This window comes from Microcoleus sp. B4-D4, assembly GCF_036705185.1.
Taxonomy (GTDB): Bacteria; Cyanobacteriota; Cyanobacteriia; order Cyanobacteriales; family Microcoleaceae; genus Microcoleus.
The window spans coordinates 33775-51141 of the sequence record NZ_JAUBTX010000023.1; the positions used below are offsets into that span (position 1 = coordinate 33775).

Consider the following 17367-nt stretch of genomic DNA (forward strand, 5'->3'; position numbering starts at 1 on the left):
ATAAGAAAAACTATCCTAAAAGTGCGAATTTGTGATATGTTAAAATGAAAAAACCGCCGCTTTTAGGCAACGGAAGTATCAAAATTAGAGGGTGATTACAGCATGGCAGAAATAAGAGACACCGCACAAGCAAACTTGCTAGCCGGAACTCCAGAAGATGACCTAATTTTTGGTTTAATGGGAAATGACACCATTGCGGGAAACTCGGGAAATGACAGCATTTTTGGAGGAAAGCAAAGCGATTCCATTGAGGGAAATTCTGGCAATGATTCGATTTTTGGAGATTTAGATAACGATACTATTAACGGCGGTGAAGGTAGCGATTTTTTAGTTGGCGGAAAAGGTAGCGATTTCATCTCAGGAAACTCCGGCAATGATATTTTGTCGGGCGATCGCGGTACTGATATCCTAAGCGGCGGCGAGGGGGCAGACGTATTTGTTTTGAGGCGCTACGCTGATGCCGATCCTTTTCGTACCAGCGGCGGTGTAAGTTTGGGCGATGCTGACGCGATCGCAGATTTTGCACCGGGTACAGATTTAATCGGTTTGGGAGAAGGTGTCAGTTTTAGCGACTTGAATATTCTGGAAGCTGGAAACAATACTGTTATTCAAGACCGGGTGACTGGAGAATTTTTTGCGGTTCTCCAAGGTGTTAATCGAAACTCGATCGGCCCGGCAAATTTCACTAATAATATTAGCAGCATTGTTCCCACTCTCCCGCCTCCACCGCGGACAACCGCTTATGCTTTAACTTCTACTAATCGGATTGTGGGTTTTAGTCTTTCCAATCCGGGAAGTGTCATCTCAGATTTGCCCGTGACTGGATTGCCAGCGGGAGAAAGTTTGCTGGGAATTGATTATCGACCCGCTAACGGCGTACTTTACGGTGTAAGTTCTACCAATCGCTTGTATACTGTCAATCCCAGAACGGGAGAAGCAAGTCAAGTCGGTAGCGGGCAATTTCCTGTTAGTTTGACTCCGGGGGCTGCGGGTTTTGATTTCAATCCGACGGTGGATCGCATTCGGTTTCTCAATCAAGCCAGTCAAAACGCCCGCCTCAATCCGAATACGGCGGGAATTGTGGATTTTGACACGCAGGCGGGGGGACTTCAACTCGACGGGAATTTGGCTTATGCTGCGGGCGATCGCAATTTCGGAAGTTCTCCGGGGGTGGCTGGGGCTGCCTATACTAACAATTTGGCCGGGGTAACTTCGACAACTTTGTTTGCAATCGACAGCAATTTAGACGTTTTGGTGCGACAAGATCCGCCGAATAATGGAGTGTTGAATACGATCGGATCTTTGGGAGTTGATGCTACTAGCATTCTCGGCTTTGATATCAGAACTATCGGCGGCCGCGATGTCGCGGTGGCTGCGCTGCAAGTTGGGGGCGTTTCCGGTTTGTACAATATCAATTTGACAACCGGTCAAGCTTCCTTCGCGGGCCAAATTGCCGACGGAAGACAGATTAACGGTTTGGCTTTGCCTTTGCCTACAGCTTACGCTTTGACTGTCAGAAATGGCGCTGAAGCAATTGTCGGTTTTAACGAGGCGGCACCGCAGGCAATTCTGGGCGACGCAACAGTTACGGGTTTGCAGCCTGGAGAAAGTTTGCTGGGAATTGATTTTCGCCCCGCTAACGGCCAACTTTTCGGTGTGGGTTCTAGCAATCGCTTGTACGCCATCGATCCTGTGACTGGGGCTGCAAGTCAAGTCGGGACTGGGCAATTTCCTGTTGGTGTGACTCCGGGGGCTGCGGGTTTTGATTTCAATCCGACGGTGGATCGCATTCGGTTTGTCAATCAAGCTGGTCAAAATGCCCGCCTCAACCCGGATACGGGGGCAGTTGTGGATACTGACACGCTGACGGGGGGAATTCAACTCGACGGGAATTTGGCTTATGCTGCGGGCGATCGCAATTTTGGAAATTCTCCGGGGGTGGCGTCTGCTGCTTATGTGAATAACTTGCCGGGGGTAAATTCGACAACTTTGTTTGCCATCGACAGCAATTTAGACGTTTTGGTGCGGCAAGATCCGCCGAATAATGGAGTGTTGAATACGATCGGCTCTTTGGGAGTTGATGCTGGTACCGTCCTCGGCTTTGATGTCAGGAGTGTTGGCGGTAACGAAACGGCTTTGGCTGCGATCGAGGTTGGGGGAGTTTCGAGCCTGTACAATATTAATTTGACGACCGGTCAAGCTTCGATCGTCGGTCCAATTGGCGACGGCAGGGGATTTAAAGGTTTGGCGCTGACTTTGATTTAAATAGGGGAAGGAAGAAGGAAGAAGGAAGAAGGAAGAAGGAAAAAGGAAGAGAATTCCTGATTCCCAATTCCCGATTCCCGATTCCCAATTTGAGTTAATCTATTATTTTGACAACAAAGATAAGATGTTATCTCAAGTTTTTTACCTGCTACGTTCCCGCAGTGACGGCAAATATCTATCCGCCAATCCTAATCCTGATTCGGTAGTTAGTTACTTGTTAATGTTTCGCGAAGACTATGACGCTTTGAGCTATCTCAACACCCATGCTGCTGATGTTGCCGATCGATTCGGAGTAGAATCAATTTCTGGTTCTCAGGTAAAAAAGCTGCTGGAACGTTGGAGCTTTAAGGGTGTGGGGATTGTTCAAGACCCGCTGTTACCGAATATTGAGTTTTTATTGACAAATAATTGACAATTGACAACTTTTGCGCTTCGCCCGGTTTCTGGCAGAAATCGGGTTTTTTGATTGAGTTTTGGGGCACTCTTAGTTTGCCGGCGCACGGATGAGCAGGAACCGGGTTTCTTTGACACTGCGTAAGTCTTGGATCTGACAAAGCCCAAAACACCCTATTTAGTGCAATTCGTCCAATATATTAACGTTTAACTCTCAATCTGAATCCTATTGTATATTCATAGTCTGTTGATATATTCCGCGTCAGTACATAAATTATGGTTCCAAAATTAGAGCGATCGAGTGTCAGCGAAAAACGCAACCAGTCCGATTTTCCCGAAACAGTACCCACAGCAAATCCAATATTTTTCAGGACGTACAGCCGCCGTACCGAGACAGGGCGGGAGACTTGGGCCCAAGTGTGCGATCGAACCGTCAAGGGCTTAGAATCGCTAGGAAACCTCACTGCTGAAGAAACAGAGCTCCTACACCGGATGCAAAACCAGCTCAAAACCCTCGCTTCCGGGCGCTGGCTGTGGGTAGGCGGCAGCAAATGGATAGAACAACCCGAAAACTTTTCCGGCGCCTATAATTGTTCCTCAACCAATATTATCGACTGGCGCGCCTTTGGCTTGTTAATGGATTTGGCAATGATGGGCTGCGGCACCGGTGCAGTTTTGGAACCCAAATATATCAACCAATTGCCGCCAATCCGCAACCGCTTAACCGTGACAATGCAAGGCGAAATCGGCTCTACACCCGCCCAGTCGCGCCGCCAAGCAACCGAAGTAAAAATAGACAAAAAAACCGCCACTATCCATGTCGGAGATTCTCGCCAAGGTTGGGTGCAATCCTATCAAACTTTACTGGAATTATCCACAGATGAAAGATTTGCAGGCGAAGTTCAAGTTTACATCGATTTGAGCGACGTTCGCCCGGTAGGAGAACCTTTAAAAGGTTTTGGCGGAGTCGCAAATCCGGTGAAATTGCCCGACCTTTATCAGCGCTGCGCGGCAATTTTGAATAAAGCTCAAGGGCGGCAATTAAATTCAGTTGAATGCTGCGTATTGATTGATGAAGCAGCGGTCACAATTGTTGCTGGAAATATTAGGCGCAGCGCGGGAATTCGTCAGTTTTCTTTTGACGACGAACTGGGGGCAAATGCTAAAAATAACCTGTGGCAACAAGATGATAAAGGCAACTGGAGAATAGATCCAGAACGCGATGCTTTGAGAATGGCAAATCATACCCGCGTTTTCCATTCCAAGCCTACATTAGAAGAATGTATTGATGCTGTCAGAAAACAGTATTATTCTGGTGAAGGTGCAATTCAATGGGCTGGTGAAGCTGTAGCTAGAGCTAACGTCGATTTACTTTCAACACCGAGTCTTAAAAATCAGTTCTTGAAAGCTTACGACGAAGGAAAAGCTAAACAGTGGTTGCAGGAACGCTATCCTGACATGACTGCGGAAGAATTAGAGCATCGATCAGTTCGTTTGGGCTTAAACCCGTGTGGTAAGTAATTTTGCCTCACGTTAAAAACCTCGCAAATTCGGAGAAGACTGAGATGTTAATTCCGAGGTAAGTAAGGGAATTAAAAATCCTTTACCACCGTAGAGCGTACCGGGTGAACCTTCTTGATTGAAGAATATAATCCTGGCAAGAGTGCGGGGCATTTATAACTAAAGTAAATGAAAAAGTACGCCGAGCTACAGGTAAAATGGAATCTGTAGAACTAGAGGATAAAAAGCCTTTAGGATAACAAAACTGGAAATCATTGGATCTAACTTCCACTGTAATCTGGGGGAGGTTCACCTCAATCAAATCGATCCTTACAACTTCAAAGAACAAGAGGAAGCTTTCAGGGCAGCAGGTTTATCTGTAGCGGTACTTCTCAATCACAAATTTCTCGAACCTCGCTATCAATACAGCCGCGAATTAGACCCGATTGTCGGCGTATCTTTCACGGGATTGTTCGATTTCTTCGTTCATGCTTTTGGCGTTGAGTGGCTGCGCTGGTGGGTGGAAGGCCGCCCGCAAACTCCGCAAGGAATTGCTTTTAAACAGCGGGAAGAAGAGTATTTGACTGGTTGGCGGGAGATTGTCGATCGCGTAGTATGGGATTATTGCGATCGCCATTCCTTGAAACGCCCAAATCGCTGCACAACGGTTCAACCATCGGGGACAAAATCTCTGCTGACAGGTGCTTCTCCCGGCTGGCATCCACCGAAAGCCCAGCGTTTTATTCGCCGAATCACTTTCGGCAAAAACGACCCCGTAGCCCTCGCCTGCATAGACTACGGATACAACGTGATTCCGTCTCAATCTGACAAAGATGAAAACGGCAATTTGCTGAACAATCCCTTCGACGAACGCTGCACGGAATGGCTGGTAGAAATACCCGTTGCGGTAAGTTGGGCTGATTTACCCGGTGCCGATCAAATTGACATTAACAAATTCTCAGCGGCGGCACAAATGGACTTTTATATGCAGGTACAAAAGTTCTATGTTAGACATAACACTTCGGCCACCATTGAATTGCGGGAAAATGAAGTTGAAAGTTTGGGCACTCGGATTTACGAAGCCATTCGCGACGACGAAGGCTACATTTCCGCAGCGCTTTTAGCTCGGTTTGATGCTCTTGAAACTTTCCCACGTTTGCCATTTGAACCGATAAACAAGGAAACTTACACCAAAATGGTGGAAGAGAGTTTAGCGCGCCGCGAAATTGATGTTTTTCACGCGGCTTTGAGCCGTTATGACTTAGGTGAAATGATGGATTCGGGGCCGGCGGGCTGCGATTCAGATAAGTGTTTGATGCCGGAGACTAAGGCTATGTAATAGCCTTGAACGAAATCCCCCATTTGGGGGATTTTTTTTGATTATTTTCAGGAAATAGGCGGTTGAAACTGCCGCATAATCGAGGGGGTAGCTAAAAATGCTATCATTTGACAATCAGAGATTAAAGTTGTGCTGAATTAAAATGCAGAGGCTTTAGTGCAATGTCAGACCATCAAAATGAACCTAGAGAATACGATGCCGTTCTCGGCGGTCAAAGTTCAATTCCTGTCAATGCTGCGATACTCGGAGGCATCCCAGGCGTTAAAAGCCGCTTAGCTTCGCCCGCTGTCGAAGTTAGAATCACCGCACTCTCCGAAGCGCTGAAATATGGAGAAGCAGGCTTAGATTTGATAATTCAAGCATTGGGGGATGAGTCAATGCAGGTAAAAATAGCTGCCTATTCACTGCTGAAAGAGAGGGATGAGCCGAAGCTAAAAGAAGATTTACGTAACTATTCTTCTATATTTGAATTTGATGTCATCACAGTCGATTCGTCGGGAAAAGAAAACAGTCGCAGTAAGTCCTTTTCTCTGTTCTTCCCTGAAGACTTAGGTAACGGAATTGTACTCGAAATGGTTTACATTCCCGGCGGCACATTTATGATGGGTTCCCCCAAAAAGGAAGAAGGTAGACATCATAGCCAAAGTCCTCAGCATCAAGTCACAGTACCGGCTTTTTTGGCAGGCAAATACCCCATCACCCAAGCACAGTGGCAAGCAGTGATGGGAAATAACCCTTCCTATTTCAGAGGTGAAAAACGTCCTGTAGAAAATATATCGTGGGATGAAGTTGTCGAATTCTGTAACAAACTCTCGCAAAAAACCGGCAAAAGATATCGCCTCCTGAGTGAAGCAGAATGGGAATACGCCTGTCGTGCGGGAACAACAACCCCTTTTCATTTTGGGGAAACCATTACCCCGGAATTAGTTAACTACAACGGAAACTACCCCTACGCCAACGCCCCCACAGGACTTTACCGCGAAGAAACAACCGATGTCGGGAGTTTTCCCCCCAATGCGTTTGGGTTGTACGATATGCACGGCAATATTCCGCAGTGGTGCAGCGATAAAGGCCACGATAACTATAAGGGCGCACCAACTGATGGAAGTTCCTGGGAAACTGGCACGGATGATTGCCGAGTGCTGCGTGGCAGTTCCAGGTACAGCTCTGCGGTCGATTGCCGCAGTGCCGAGCGTAGTCACTCGTTTTCGGCGGGCCTCGGCGGCTGGGACATCGGTTTTCGCGTAGCTCTTGTTTTCGCGTAGTCTCCGGTTTTCGGTTCTGTGCTGTGAGTCTCCCGCGAGACCTCTTCTCTAGGCTTTTACCCTTTAGGAAATCGCTTCTACAGATACGAAGTCCACTCCTGGCGGACTAGGAGAAAAGATTGAAATTGTTCGATCGCACTTCCCTCAACCGTTCACATAATAATCCCGCGTTCCCTTCGCATTCATCGCTTCTCCGAGTCGATTTAACCCGTACACGTAAGCAGCAGTTCTCATGGAAACTGACAATTCCTGAGATATTTTCCAAATTGCCTCAGTTTCTTCGACCATTTTATGATTCAACCGCTGGTTGACTTCCTCCAGCGTCCAATAAAGCCCGCTGCGGTTTTGCACCCACTCAAAATAACTAACCGTTACACCTCCGGCATTGACTAAAATATCAGGAATTACCTGAATTCCCCTCGCTTCTAAAATCAAATCAGCAGCAGAATCAATCGGCCCGTTAGCTACTTCAAAAATAAACTTAGCCTTAACATCATTAACATTCGCTTCAGTGATTTGATTCTCCAAAGCTGCTGGAACCAGCACGTCTACATCTAACGCTAAAAGTTGCTCATTTGTCAAGATTTCGTGTTCGATAATATTGCAAACTGAACCTTCACAGTAAATAGCTTTGATACCTTTGTTAGAGTCTTTAAAGCCTCGAATACTGGGGATATCCAGCCCTTGTTTAGTATAAATTCCCCCTTGGGAATCGCTGACAGCAACAACTTTGTAACCTGCTTTCCACAGGAGTTCTGCTATTTCGGCACCTGCATTACCAAAACCTTGTACTGCTACAGTTGTATCTTGAGGATTTAGCTCAAATTTCGGTAAAATAGTTTGTGCTACAAAAAAAGCACCCATTGCTGTGGCCGTATCTCTGCCCAAACTGCCACCAATTGTCACGGGTTTACCTGTCACTACCGCTGGAGAAAGCTGCCGCTTAATAATATTGTACTGATCCATCATCCAACCCATAATCATGGGATTGGTGTAGACATCCGGTGCGGGAATATCGACATCGGGGCCGATGAAATCTGCGATCGCATCAATGTAACCCCGGCTCAGCCTTTCCAATTCAAATTTAGACAATTCTTTGGGATTGACAGTAATTCCGCCCTTGCCTCCTCCGAATGGTATGTTGAGAACCGCACATTTAAAAGTCATCCAAAATGCCAAGGATTGCACTTCATCAAGGGATACTCCCGGATGATAGCGCACTCCTCCTTTAGAGGGGCCTCTGGTGTTGTCGTAGCGCACTCGATAACCTTGGAAAATTCGCAGGGAACCGTCGTCCATCCGCACGGGAATCGATACAATTAAGCTGGATTTGGGATATTTGAGCCGTTCGATCGTATCCTCGGAAAGGGATACATATTTTAAGGCTCGTTCTAATCGGCGGCTGGCATCGGCAAATAATGAATCAGACATAAGAAGTTAGTTGACTGTTGTCAGTTGACTGTTGTCAGTTGTTAGTTGTCACTTGACAGTTGTTAGTTGTCAGTTGTCAGAGAGAAGAAGGCTTCTGCTGCTTAAGCTAATTTAATCACAATCCCGGTTGAATGCTGCCTCCTTTCTTCTGAAAAAAGTCAACAGTCAACAGTCAACTGCTTTGTCTCGATCGACAATATCGCAATCCCAAGCAGAGATTAAGCAAATACACTTAAAATAGAGAGATATATTTAAGCTCAAGGGGTAATTTGAGTTCGATCGCTCAAATCACAGCCAGTCACTAGGGGAAGTAAATTGTGACATAGATCGAGGCTCTAGCATATGTTCTAAACTCAATTATTATTATGGTTGGACTCCTAGCCGCGTTATCTGCATCGGCGGCGGGGGGTATGAGAATTGCCCTGCCCCTGCTGTTAATTGGTTTGTTGCGGATTGATAAACTTTGGTCGGAAATACCTCTATTATCGGGGGTTCCTCCCCAAGTGGCTATTACCATCTTGGTGAGTTGGTCGCTGTTAGAGTTATTTGCTTCTAAAACTTTTGCGGGACAGCGGATGCTGCAAGTTGTGCAGATTATTTTCAGTCCCATTGTAGGAGCAATTATGGGAATTGCGATCGCTCAGGTAAGTTCGATCAACGAAATTATTGCTCATCCCTGGATGCTGTGGATTATTGGTATTGTCGGAGGTTTGTTGGCTTTAGTGCTGCAACTGGTACAAGCAGGATGGCTTTACCGGCTGCGGGGTTTGCCGATTTGGGTAATTTTTTTGCAAGATATTCTGTGCATTTCTTTGGTTTTATTTGCCTTTGATGCCCCGCGACAGGGAGCGTTAGTTGCTATGCTGCTGCTGTGGCTGGCAATTCGCAGTTCTAAAGAGTGGTATCGCTGGTACAGAAGTCAGGGAATAGTGGCCGATGGGGAAAATCCCCGCCGCCACAAGCACGATCCAGATTAGTTTAAGGTAGATACAAAGACCGCCCTCTGGCGGTTCTCAGGGGCGGGGGCGGGTTTTAGGCGCAGGTTGTTTGTCTGCTGTTGGTGTTAACAATTGTCTGGAACCCCTTTGTATTTCTCGTTTCTTGCCGGGGTCATATCCCCCTAGGGAAGGGGGAGTAGAGAGCAAGCTAAGGGGGGATCGATACTTAAATACAAACCAGAGATATCAAGAATTTCAGATTGAAGTTAAGACCACTGATTGCTGGCTTAAGCCGTCCCTAAAGATCGATCGCACAACCGATTTTTTAAAGCAAGCCGATCGAGTGTAGCGGGCCTTGACCCGTAACTAACTCGATCACTAATGCTATAAAACCAATCATTGCTACACGACCGTTCCAGACTTCGGCCCCCGTCGTCAAACCCCACTCCCATTGCTCTTGAGGGTACATTTTGACTCTCTTGGAAGGGCGTACTACATCAGAGAATTTAACGCTGGGAGATTCGATCGACTCGATGACTAAATCGGCCAAGGCCTCAATAAACACCGGATGGGTATTCAGTGCCGGCACTCGGTAGAAATTTTCTATCCCCGATTCTTCTGCTAGTTCTCGATACTCCATGTCAATTTCTTGCAGAGTCTCGATGTGTTCCGAAACAAAACTAATCGGAACTACCAACAAATCTTCGACTCCACTTTCTGCCAATTCAGTAATCGCGTCTTCGGTGTAAGGCTTGAGCCATTCCACCGGGCCAACCCGACTTTGATAGGCGAGGGTGTGTTCGTTCGATCGGTTCAAATGTTCCATAATCAGACGAGTGCAATCTTCAATCTCGCGCTGATAGGGGTCTCCAGCCTCTTCTACGTAGCTGAGGGGGACACCGTGGGCGCTGAAAAAGATGTGAACTCGATCGGGATGTGGACTGTTGTCTAATTCTTGGGCGATCAGTTCCGACATCGCCTGAATGTAACCAGGTCGTTGATACCAAGAAGGAATAGCGGTGTATTCGATCTCGCTGAGGGCTGGATCTTTGCCCCACATTTCTTCTAACTGCCGGAAGCTAGAACCGCTGGTACTGATGGAAAATTGAGGATATAGCGGCAAGATTGCCAACTGTTCGATGCGATCGCGCTTAATTTTGGCGATCGCCTCTTCGGTAAAAGGATGCCAATAGCGCATCCCCACGTATACTCGGGCATCTTGTCCCTTTTCTTGCAAGAGTTCTTGCAGGGAAGCGGCTTGTTCTTCGGTAATCCGGCGCAAAGGAGAGCCGCCCCCGATTTGGCGGTAGTTTTCCTGGGATTTCTGAAATCGCAGGGTCGAAATCAACCAGGCGAGCGGTTTCTGCATCCACGGAAACGGAATGCGAATGATTTCCGGGTCAGCAAACAAGTTGAACAGGAAAGGACGGACATCCTCGATTTGATCTGGCCCGCCCAAGTTTAATAGCAATACTCCCACACGGCCCATAGCAGTTACAGCTCTCCCATCGTCTCAGTTCTGTTACTTATTTTAACAATATAGCCTCATGATATCTTAAGTCGATAACAAGCTATACATAATTTTGACTATGGCAACAATTTTTAGAGATTTAAGTTATCGGTATCAGTGGCTGTACGACGCGATCGCCCGTCTGGCTGCTTTGAGCGTAGGTGGCGAGGCTCGTTTTCGCCAGCTAGCCCTGCAAAATTTGACCCCTAGCGCGGAAACTAAAATTTTAGACCTTTGTTGCGGTAGCGGTCAAACTACGCAGTTTCTCGTGCAATATTCCCAGGATGTCACAGGACTTGACGCTTCGCCGCGATCGCTCGAACGGGCCAGAAAAAATGTACCGTCAGCCAAGTATGTAGAAGCTTTTGCCGAATCCATGCCATTTGGCGACGGTGAGTTTGACTTGGTGCACAGCAGCGTAGCGATGCACGAAATGCAGCCCCTACAGTTGAGGGAAATCTTTCAAGAAGTTTACCGCGTACTCAAGCCGGGGGGTGTATTCACTTTGGTAGATTTTCATCGGCCCACAAATCCAGTATTTTGGCCGGGGTTGGCTGTATTTTTGTGGTTGTTTGAGACTGAAACCGCTTGGGAGTTAATCGAAACTGACTTGAATAGTTTGTTGGCAGAAGTTGGATTTCAACCTAACAATTCCCAAGCAAATCAACAAGCTAAACTTTATGCTGGCGGCAGCATTCAAGTAATCCAAGTTGAAAAGTAGTTATTTATTATTGGTTATTTATTATTGGTTATTTATTATTGGTTATTTATTACTGGTTATTTATTATTGGTTATTTATTATTGGTTATTTATTATTGGTTATTTATTATTGGTCATTAGTAACGGACGTGCCTATCACGGTAAGAAACCGGGTTTCACGATTATTCGTAACAGCAACGATAAATATTGAAAGAAACCCGGTTTCTCTGGTCGTGAGTGCGCGAACAAGAAACCCGATTTCTAAGGGTTGTGGGTTGAGTGACGATAAATATTAAAAGAAACCCGGTTTCTCAAGTCGGCGCGCGTGCACATTACTCTACTTTTAAACCAATGACTAATGACTACTGACTACTGACTAATGACTAATGACTACTGACTACTGACTACTGACTACTGACTAAACAAACTTTTTGGCCTCAGCCAAAGCCGCCTCAAACTTGAGCAACACATCCTTTTCTGTGTGAATAACTTTTTCTTGTTGTAGCAGCGGGCGGCCAAAGCGAAAAATGCCGTCTTGTTCTACGTGGTCAACGGGAGGAAGCGTTTCGGGATGCGGCAAAAATTTTCGGCCGATGGTGTACGGCGTGTGGTAAGAAAAACTAAAATCGGGAAACTTATCGCTCTTGATTTCGAGATAGTAAAGCGAGTAATAATCTTTGGTTTCGCAGTACACGCATTCGCGGCATCTATTTACCAGTTTGCGATTCTGATTAAAAAACTCCCACTTGTCCCAATAGTAGTCATCTTTCATCATATCCTGGTGGTCGTCGCACAGTTCCAGATATAATTTGTCACCATCGGGAGGACGATAAAAGTAAAGCATGGCGTAGGGCATTTCAATCAGTAACTTAACTGCTTGATTTTTGCGGTGGTACCATTCCTGCTGGTGAGTTTCGTAGATTTTCTTAGATTCACTTCCTTGACTTTTGATCTGATTTTCTTTAGCCCACCGTGATGCCCAAACTGTCCAGTAAGCTAGCTGGAAGGTTGCAGAAATTTCCGCCGAACCTTGTTCTTTCCAGTCGGCAATTATTTTTTCCCAAGCTGAACTAAAAGCTATGCGGGATTGTTCGTTTTCTTCGGGGTCGTTTGTACTGACAGCAGCCGCTATTTGACCATTAGTTTTGCTCGGCGCTTTGGGTTCTTTGCGCCAGTTGTTAATGTCTTCTGGCGTGAGAGTTAAGATGAATCTTCTGTCGTGAACGGGATATTCTAAATGAATTCCAGATTTGAGGAAAGAGCGGTATTCTAAAATAGGAAGTTTGCCTTGTTCGATCCACTGCTGCCGTTCTGCTGCCGAACACTTGAGCATTGCTTCTAATTCTACCGGAGCGACGGCTAATTCACTTTTGAATGTCTCCAAAAATCTTTGTTGTTCGGCTGCGTTTATTTCTAGTACGGATACAATTCGGTTGACGATGTTATCTGTTTTGTCTTCGCAATTTTCGGGAAGTCCTAAGAAGTCGAGGAGTTTGGCTTTGAGTATGCGTCTGGAAGAGATTAGCTCGGCTAACATGAGAAGCTCCAGTAGAGTCTGAACTTGCAATCTTGAACTGGCAAGATTTGGGCAAGTCTATATATCTTAATAGATTCTCTTGAGTTGTCGGCAATTGAATTCAAATTCGATCGACTGTTACCGATATCCGCAGGAAGGCGCACTGCTGTCTGCATACCCGCAATACCTCGATTTCACCGGATTTTAGCCGAAAGGTCGATCGCCCCATCCACGATCGCCTAAGCAAAAATACCCAAAATAATGTCGCGCGGTCGATCGGGTGGCTAAACCGGCTAAAATCGATAATTGCGATCGCGCACAAACTCACACGCACAGCATTGTCTACCAAGATGCGTTTACCCTGGTTGCAACGTCAGTGATTGTTGACTGTTGACAGGATTTTACAATTGACTAATGATTTCTCTGCATCTGCGTGAATCGGCGTCAATCAATTGTCATCTGCAGTGATAAATTATCTTTTTTTTAAACCGCAGATGAGGGCTGATAAATACAGATTAACGCAGATTAATTGTATCAACAATTCCGGTGGCACTGTTGACTGTTGACTGTTGACTGTTGACTGTTAACTGTTGACTGTTAACTAATGACTAATGACTAATGACTAACGATCGCCCGCAGTGCCCATTTTTCACGGTTTGTTCTAAAATCTCAAATATACAAGCCGGTAGTGCCAAGATTGCGGTAAACTCAGCTTGGTTCAAAACAGCCTTCAATCTAAAATCTCAGATCTAAAATCTAAAATCAAGATGACTGTCCAACTAAGCGATATTGAAACTCAACTAGAAATCCTCGGTCAAGAGTCCAAAAGTGCGATCGCCACGGCGAATACCCTCGAACAACTCGAACAGTTGCGCGTCGGCTACCTTGGCAAAAAAGGCCAACTATCTCAGATTTTAGGCATGATGGGCAAACTGTCGCCAGACCAGCGGCCCAAAGTAGGCGCGATCGCCAATACGGTAAAAGAAGCCCTGCAAGCCGACTTAGAAGACAAACGCGCCGGCCTCCAAACTGCCCAAATCCAAGCCAAATTAGCCTCAGAAACCCTCGATGTCACCATGCCGGGGATTTTTCGCCCCCAAGGCCGCGTTCACCCCTTAAACGCCGTCATAGACCGCGCTCTCGATATTTTTGTCGGTCTCGGCTACACCGTCGCCAACGGCCCGGAAATGGAAACAGATTATTACAACTTTGAGGCGCTGAACACTCCGCCCGACCACCCGGCGCGGGATATGCAAGATACATTTTATCTGCCGGGAGGCGACTTGCTGCGGACTCAGACATCATCGGTGCAAATTCGCTACATGGAACAGCACAAACCGCCGATTCGGATTGTTTCTCCCGGCCGCGTTTACCGCCGCGATACTGTGGATGCTACTCACGCAGCAGTTTTTCACCAAATCGAACTTTTAGCGATCGATGAAGGTCTGACATTTACTGATTTAAAAGGCACAATTAAAGAGTTTTTGCGGCAAATGTTTGGACAAGATTTGCCGATTCGTTTCCGCACGAGTTACTTTCCGTTTACAGAACCTTCTGCTGAAGTTGATTTGCAGTGGAACGGCAAATGGCTGGAAGTTTTGGGCTGCGGCGCGGTCGATCCAAATGTTCTTAAAGGAGTCGGTTTAGATCCAGAAAAATATACTGGATTTGCGGCTGGTTTTGGCGTGGAGCGGTTCGCAATGGTACTTTATGAAATTGACGATATTCGCCGGGTTTATTCTAGCGATTTGCGCTTTTTGCGGCAATTTTAAATGATGAATTGCGATCGGTTTGAGGCTCTGTTTGGAGGTTTGGGTAAATGCAGAGTGATGCTGTTGGTTTCGGGGGATGAGAAAAGGGCGAAAAAACACGCTCTGATGTCTGAAGAGTTTCACCCGGATTGGATTGGTTTTTAGTTAGGACTTTAGTATTTGGGAAAAGAAGGACTCGCATTCCGAACGATCGAACCTTAAAAAGAATGACTAAAGTCCTCACTACGAACCTTTAATACTTTTGGTTTTTAGTGAGGACTTTAGGAATAAAAATTTAATAACTTAAACGATTGCTCGTTACCAGGCTCTGCCTGGTAATGCAGATCCGGAGGCTCTGCCTCCTTTGGTCTGGTAACTTACAGGAGATAGGACTGTAGGAGGTGTTTAAGTTATTAAGTTTTCGATCCTTAGTATTTGGGGCAAAAAGGACTAAAGTCCTGACTACGAACCAGTGTGACAGTGGTGGAGCGAGCCAACACTATATTATTGATTGTCTAGTTAAAAGCATCCTTGATGCTGTCAACAACGCGCTCGACAGCGTTCTTGGTGTTATCTACTGCTTCTTGAGTGCGAGCAGAATCTTCTTCGGCTCTTTTCTCAATTGTAGCTGCATCTTTTTTCGCTTTGCGCTCTACGAAACTACCATTATCCGATGCTCGATCGACTTTGGCGGCATTTGTCTTGGCGGCGTCCTTAACTTTTTCTTCTGTATCTTTGATGAAATTCTTGGTGCGTCCAGCATCTTTGCTGGCTTTGTCTTGCACGTTATCGCCAATATCTGCTGCTGCGATGGAGTTTATAGCAGGAGAGGCTAGGGCTGCGGTGTTCGAGAAATACGCACCCTGCCAAACAAATGCCATTGCTGATACGCAAAGCACGGTTGCAGCTAGATAGCGCCCGACAGTCGAAAGCCCTTTGGTAAAATAATTCAGTTTCATAGATTAAAAATTGAAGTTTGACATTCTATTTCTACCCTATCGCAGCGATCGACTGAACCATTCTCTAGATAGAGCTTATGCAACGACGCTCTATTTAAAAAGATCAGTCTTTTGATAGATTGAAACAAAAAACATCAGTCTATCAATTTTAGATTTTAGATTTTAGATTTTAGATTGGAAATTATTAGAATAGATTTCAAATGCCAGGTTTTGCGGGTTTCAACAGTCTATTTTAGATTTGTGATTTGTGATGGGCGATTGAACAGTTGACTTTATATCTACAGATTAGGGAATTTTCAGGAATGCTAGCGATTGGGACTTTTGGTGGCTAGATCGACTGAGGTGCGATCGACACTCACGCATTTAAGCTACTGTTAACTGTTGACTGTTGAGCCCCCCCCTTTTCCCTTTTCCCTCTCCGGTTCTAAGATAGCCAGCAATTGACAGGTGCAGCACCTTAATTTGTCTTGGCTTAATTCAGCAAAGATTAATTTTTTTGAATAAAATTTTAGTAAAAAGGATAAACAATGTTATGTAAAACATTTTTATGGAATACAAATCGATTTTTTTGCTATATTGACCTGCAATAAAGATAATGGTTTTGATGAGATGAGGAGTTGAACGGATGAAAAACTTGAATTGCTGGAACAAGCCCGCTGTATTGCTGGGCGCGATCGCACTTGTAGCCGGAAGTTTGCAGGCTCAGGCGATCGGTCATGCCGCCCCACCAATATCCACCACCAGTCAGGATGCTGAAAATATTTCCTTTGAAAACAGCGCCACCTTTCAAATAGCCCAAGGTGAAACCCTTTGCCGCAAAGTCACTCCCAAAGAAGGTTTGACCGTTCGTCAGAACCCAGACCCCAAATCCCCAAGAGTTGGCGGTGTAGCAATGAATACTCAGATAACACTGTTCCAAGGTGCCACTTCTGTTAAAGCCTCCGACGGTCGCCTCTGGATTCAAATTACCTCTCCGGTAAAAGGATACATTGCTACCGGATACCCCAACAACGAGGCTAATATAGCTTCCTGCACAATTAGTCAAAATCCTTCCCCAAGTCCAGCGCCAGCGCCCGCACCCGCACCAGCGCCCGCACCAGCGCCAGCGCCCTCACCAGCGCCGACACCAGCGCCCGCAGCGACACCAGCGCCCGCACCAGCACCAAGTCCAGCGCCAGCGCCAGCGCCAGCACCAGCGCCCGCACCAGTGCCAGCGCCCTCACCAGCGCCCTCACCAGCGCCGACACCAGCGCCCGCAGCGACACCAGCGCCCGCAGCGACACCAGCGCCCGCAGCGACACCAGCACCAGCACCGACACCAGCACCAGCAGCGACACCAGCACCCGCGCCTGCAACGGGCCCCGTCAGTCTGTGTCGCCAAGTAGAACCTCGGGTAGCGCCCAAGGGTCTGGCTATTCGCACAGAGCCTTCAAAGACTTCTGCGATTACAGGTGGCGTACCAGCTAACGGTCAAGTAACGCTTGTGCCGAATTACCAGTTAGTGAAAGACAAGAATGGAGAAAACCGCAACTGGGTTGAGATTTCAGGGCCTGTTCCGGGATTTATCTCGGCTGGAAATTTGATCATGTGCAAGTAAACTGAGAAGTTCGATCGGTTTGTAGTGAGGATTTGAGTCTTCTCAACCGCCTTTGAGCGAATAAGGACTCTTTGTCCTTACTACAAACCAATTTAATTAGGGGCAATTCATTCGATGCGATGTTGAAGGGCGATCGTACTTTTTGAGAAACCCTCAAACTTTTGGGGTGCAGTTTTCGGTAGCAGGGATAATCAGCAAAAAGCC

Annotated in this window: 15 protein-coding genes; 10 read left to right on the forward strand and 5 right to left on the reverse strand. The window is 46.4% G+C overall.

The genetic code is table 11. The features are described from left to right. The first annotated feature begins 102 nt into the window (after positions 1-102). From QUB13_RS17550 to QUB13_RS17570, 5 genes are all read left to right on the forward strand, one after another. Positions 103-2265 (forward strand): DUF4394 domain-containing protein, encoded by a 2163-nt coding sequence (locus tag QUB13_RS17550; protein ID WP_333382888.1) that lies wholly within the window; start codon positions 103-105, stop codon positions 2263-2265. A gap of 124 nt (positions 2266-2389) precedes the next feature. After that, positions 2390-2677, forward strand: coding sequence for a hypothetical protein (locus QUB13_RS17555; protein ID WP_333382890.1), 288 nt, complete (start codon positions 2390-2392; stop codon positions 2675-2677). Between the two features lie 257 nt (positions 2678-2934). Next, positions 2935-4179 (forward strand): ribonucleoside-triphosphate reductase, adenosylcobalamin-dependent, encoded by a 1245-nt coding sequence (gene nrdJ / locus QUB13_RS17560; RefSeq protein WP_333382892.1) that lies wholly within the window; start codon positions 2935-2937, stop codon positions 4177-4179. 301 nt (positions 4180-4480) lie between these two features. Continuing rightward, positions 4481-5497 carry a ribonucleoside-triphosphate reductase, adenosylcobalamin-dependent gene (gene nrdJ, locus QUB13_RS17565; RefSeq protein WP_442922178.1) on the forward strand — a complete coding sequence of 339 codons (1017 nt, stop codon included), beginning with the start codon at positions 4481-4483 and terminating at the stop codon, positions 5495-5497. Between the two features lie 161 nt (positions 5498-5658). After that, positions 5659-6762 carry a formylglycine-generating enzyme family protein gene (locus QUB13_RS17570; protein ID WP_333382894.1) on the forward strand — a complete coding sequence of 368 codons (1104 nt, stop codon included), beginning with the start codon at positions 5659-5661 and terminating at the stop codon, positions 6760-6762. Between the two features lie 144 nt (positions 6763-6906). On the opposite strand, the gene QUB13_RS17575 is transcribed toward QUB13_RS17570, so the two are convergent. Continuing rightward, entirely contained in the window at positions 6907-8193 is a 1287-nt protein-coding gene (locus QUB13_RS17575; RefSeq protein WP_333382896.1) for a Glu/Leu/Phe/Val family dehydrogenase, read from the reverse strand. A 365-nt stretch (positions 8194-8558) separates the two neighbouring features. Between QUB13_RS17575 and QUB13_RS17580 the strand changes: the two genes are divergently transcribed. Next, positions 8559-9170 (forward strand): DUF4126 domain-containing protein, encoded by a 612-nt coding sequence (locus QUB13_RS17580; RefSeq protein WP_333382898.1) that lies wholly within the window; start codon positions 8559-8561, stop codon positions 9168-9170. A gap of 286 nt (positions 9171-9456) precedes the next feature. Here QUB13_RS17580 and hemH read toward each other — a convergent pair whose 3' ends face one another. After that, on the reverse strand, positions 9457-10620 hold the full coding sequence (gene hemH, locus QUB13_RS17585; protein ID WP_333091974.1) for a ferrochelatase: 1164 nt from the start codon (positions 10618-10620) through the stop codon (positions 9457-9459). Positions 10621-10720: 100 nt separating this feature from the next. Here hemH and QUB13_RS17590 point away from each other — a divergent pair, with 100 nt between their 5' ends. Further along, complete coding sequence (locus QUB13_RS17590; protein ID WP_333382901.1) at positions 10721-11362, forward strand: class I SAM-dependent methyltransferase; 642 nt, start codon at positions 10721-10723, stop codon at positions 11360-11362. Between the two features lie 396 nt (positions 11363-11758). Here QUB13_RS17590 and QUB13_RS17595 read toward each other — a convergent pair whose 3' ends face one another. Together QUB13_RS17595 and QUB13_RS17600 are read right to left on the reverse strand one after the other, a co-directional pair. Beyond that, entirely contained in the window at positions 11759-12877 is a 1119-nt protein-coding gene (locus QUB13_RS17595; protein ID WP_333382903.1) for a hypothetical protein, read from the reverse strand. Between the two features lie 100 nt (positions 12878-12977). After that, the gene (locus tag QUB13_RS17600; RefSeq protein WP_333382906.1) at positions 12978-13205 is read right to left on the reverse strand and encodes a hypothetical protein; all 228 of its coding nucleotides are present in this window, start codon (positions 13203-13205) and stop codon (positions 12978-12980) included. 418 nt (positions 13206-13623) lie between these two features. On the opposite strand from QUB13_RS17600, the gene pheS reads away from it, so the two are divergent. Both pheS and QUB13_RS17610 read left to right on the forward strand, forming a co-directional pair. Next, on the forward strand, positions 13624-14628 hold the full coding sequence (gene pheS, locus QUB13_RS17605; protein WP_333382908.1) for a phenylalanine--tRNA ligase subunit alpha: 1005 nt from the start codon (positions 13624-13626) through the stop codon (positions 14626-14628). Then, on the forward strand, positions 14629-14772 hold the full coding sequence (locus QUB13_RS17610) for a hypothetical protein (RefSeq protein ID WP_333382910.1): 144 nt from the start codon (positions 14629-14631) through the stop codon (positions 14770-14772). 350 nt (positions 14773-15122) lie between these two features. On the opposite strand, the gene QUB13_RS17615 is transcribed toward QUB13_RS17610, so the two are convergent. Next, positions 15123-15566, reverse strand: coding sequence for a hypothetical protein (locus QUB13_RS17615; RefSeq protein ID WP_333382912.1), 444 nt, complete (start codon positions 15564-15566; stop codon positions 15123-15125). Between the two features lie 625 nt (positions 15567-16191). Here QUB13_RS17615 and QUB13_RS17620 point away from each other — a divergent pair. After that, positions 16192-17163: an SH3 domain-containing protein gene (locus QUB13_RS17620; protein ID WP_333382914.1), complete on the forward strand. Its 972-nt coding sequence runs from the start codon at positions 16192-16194 to the stop codon at positions 17161-17163. Positions 17164-17367: the final 204 nt, after the last annotated feature.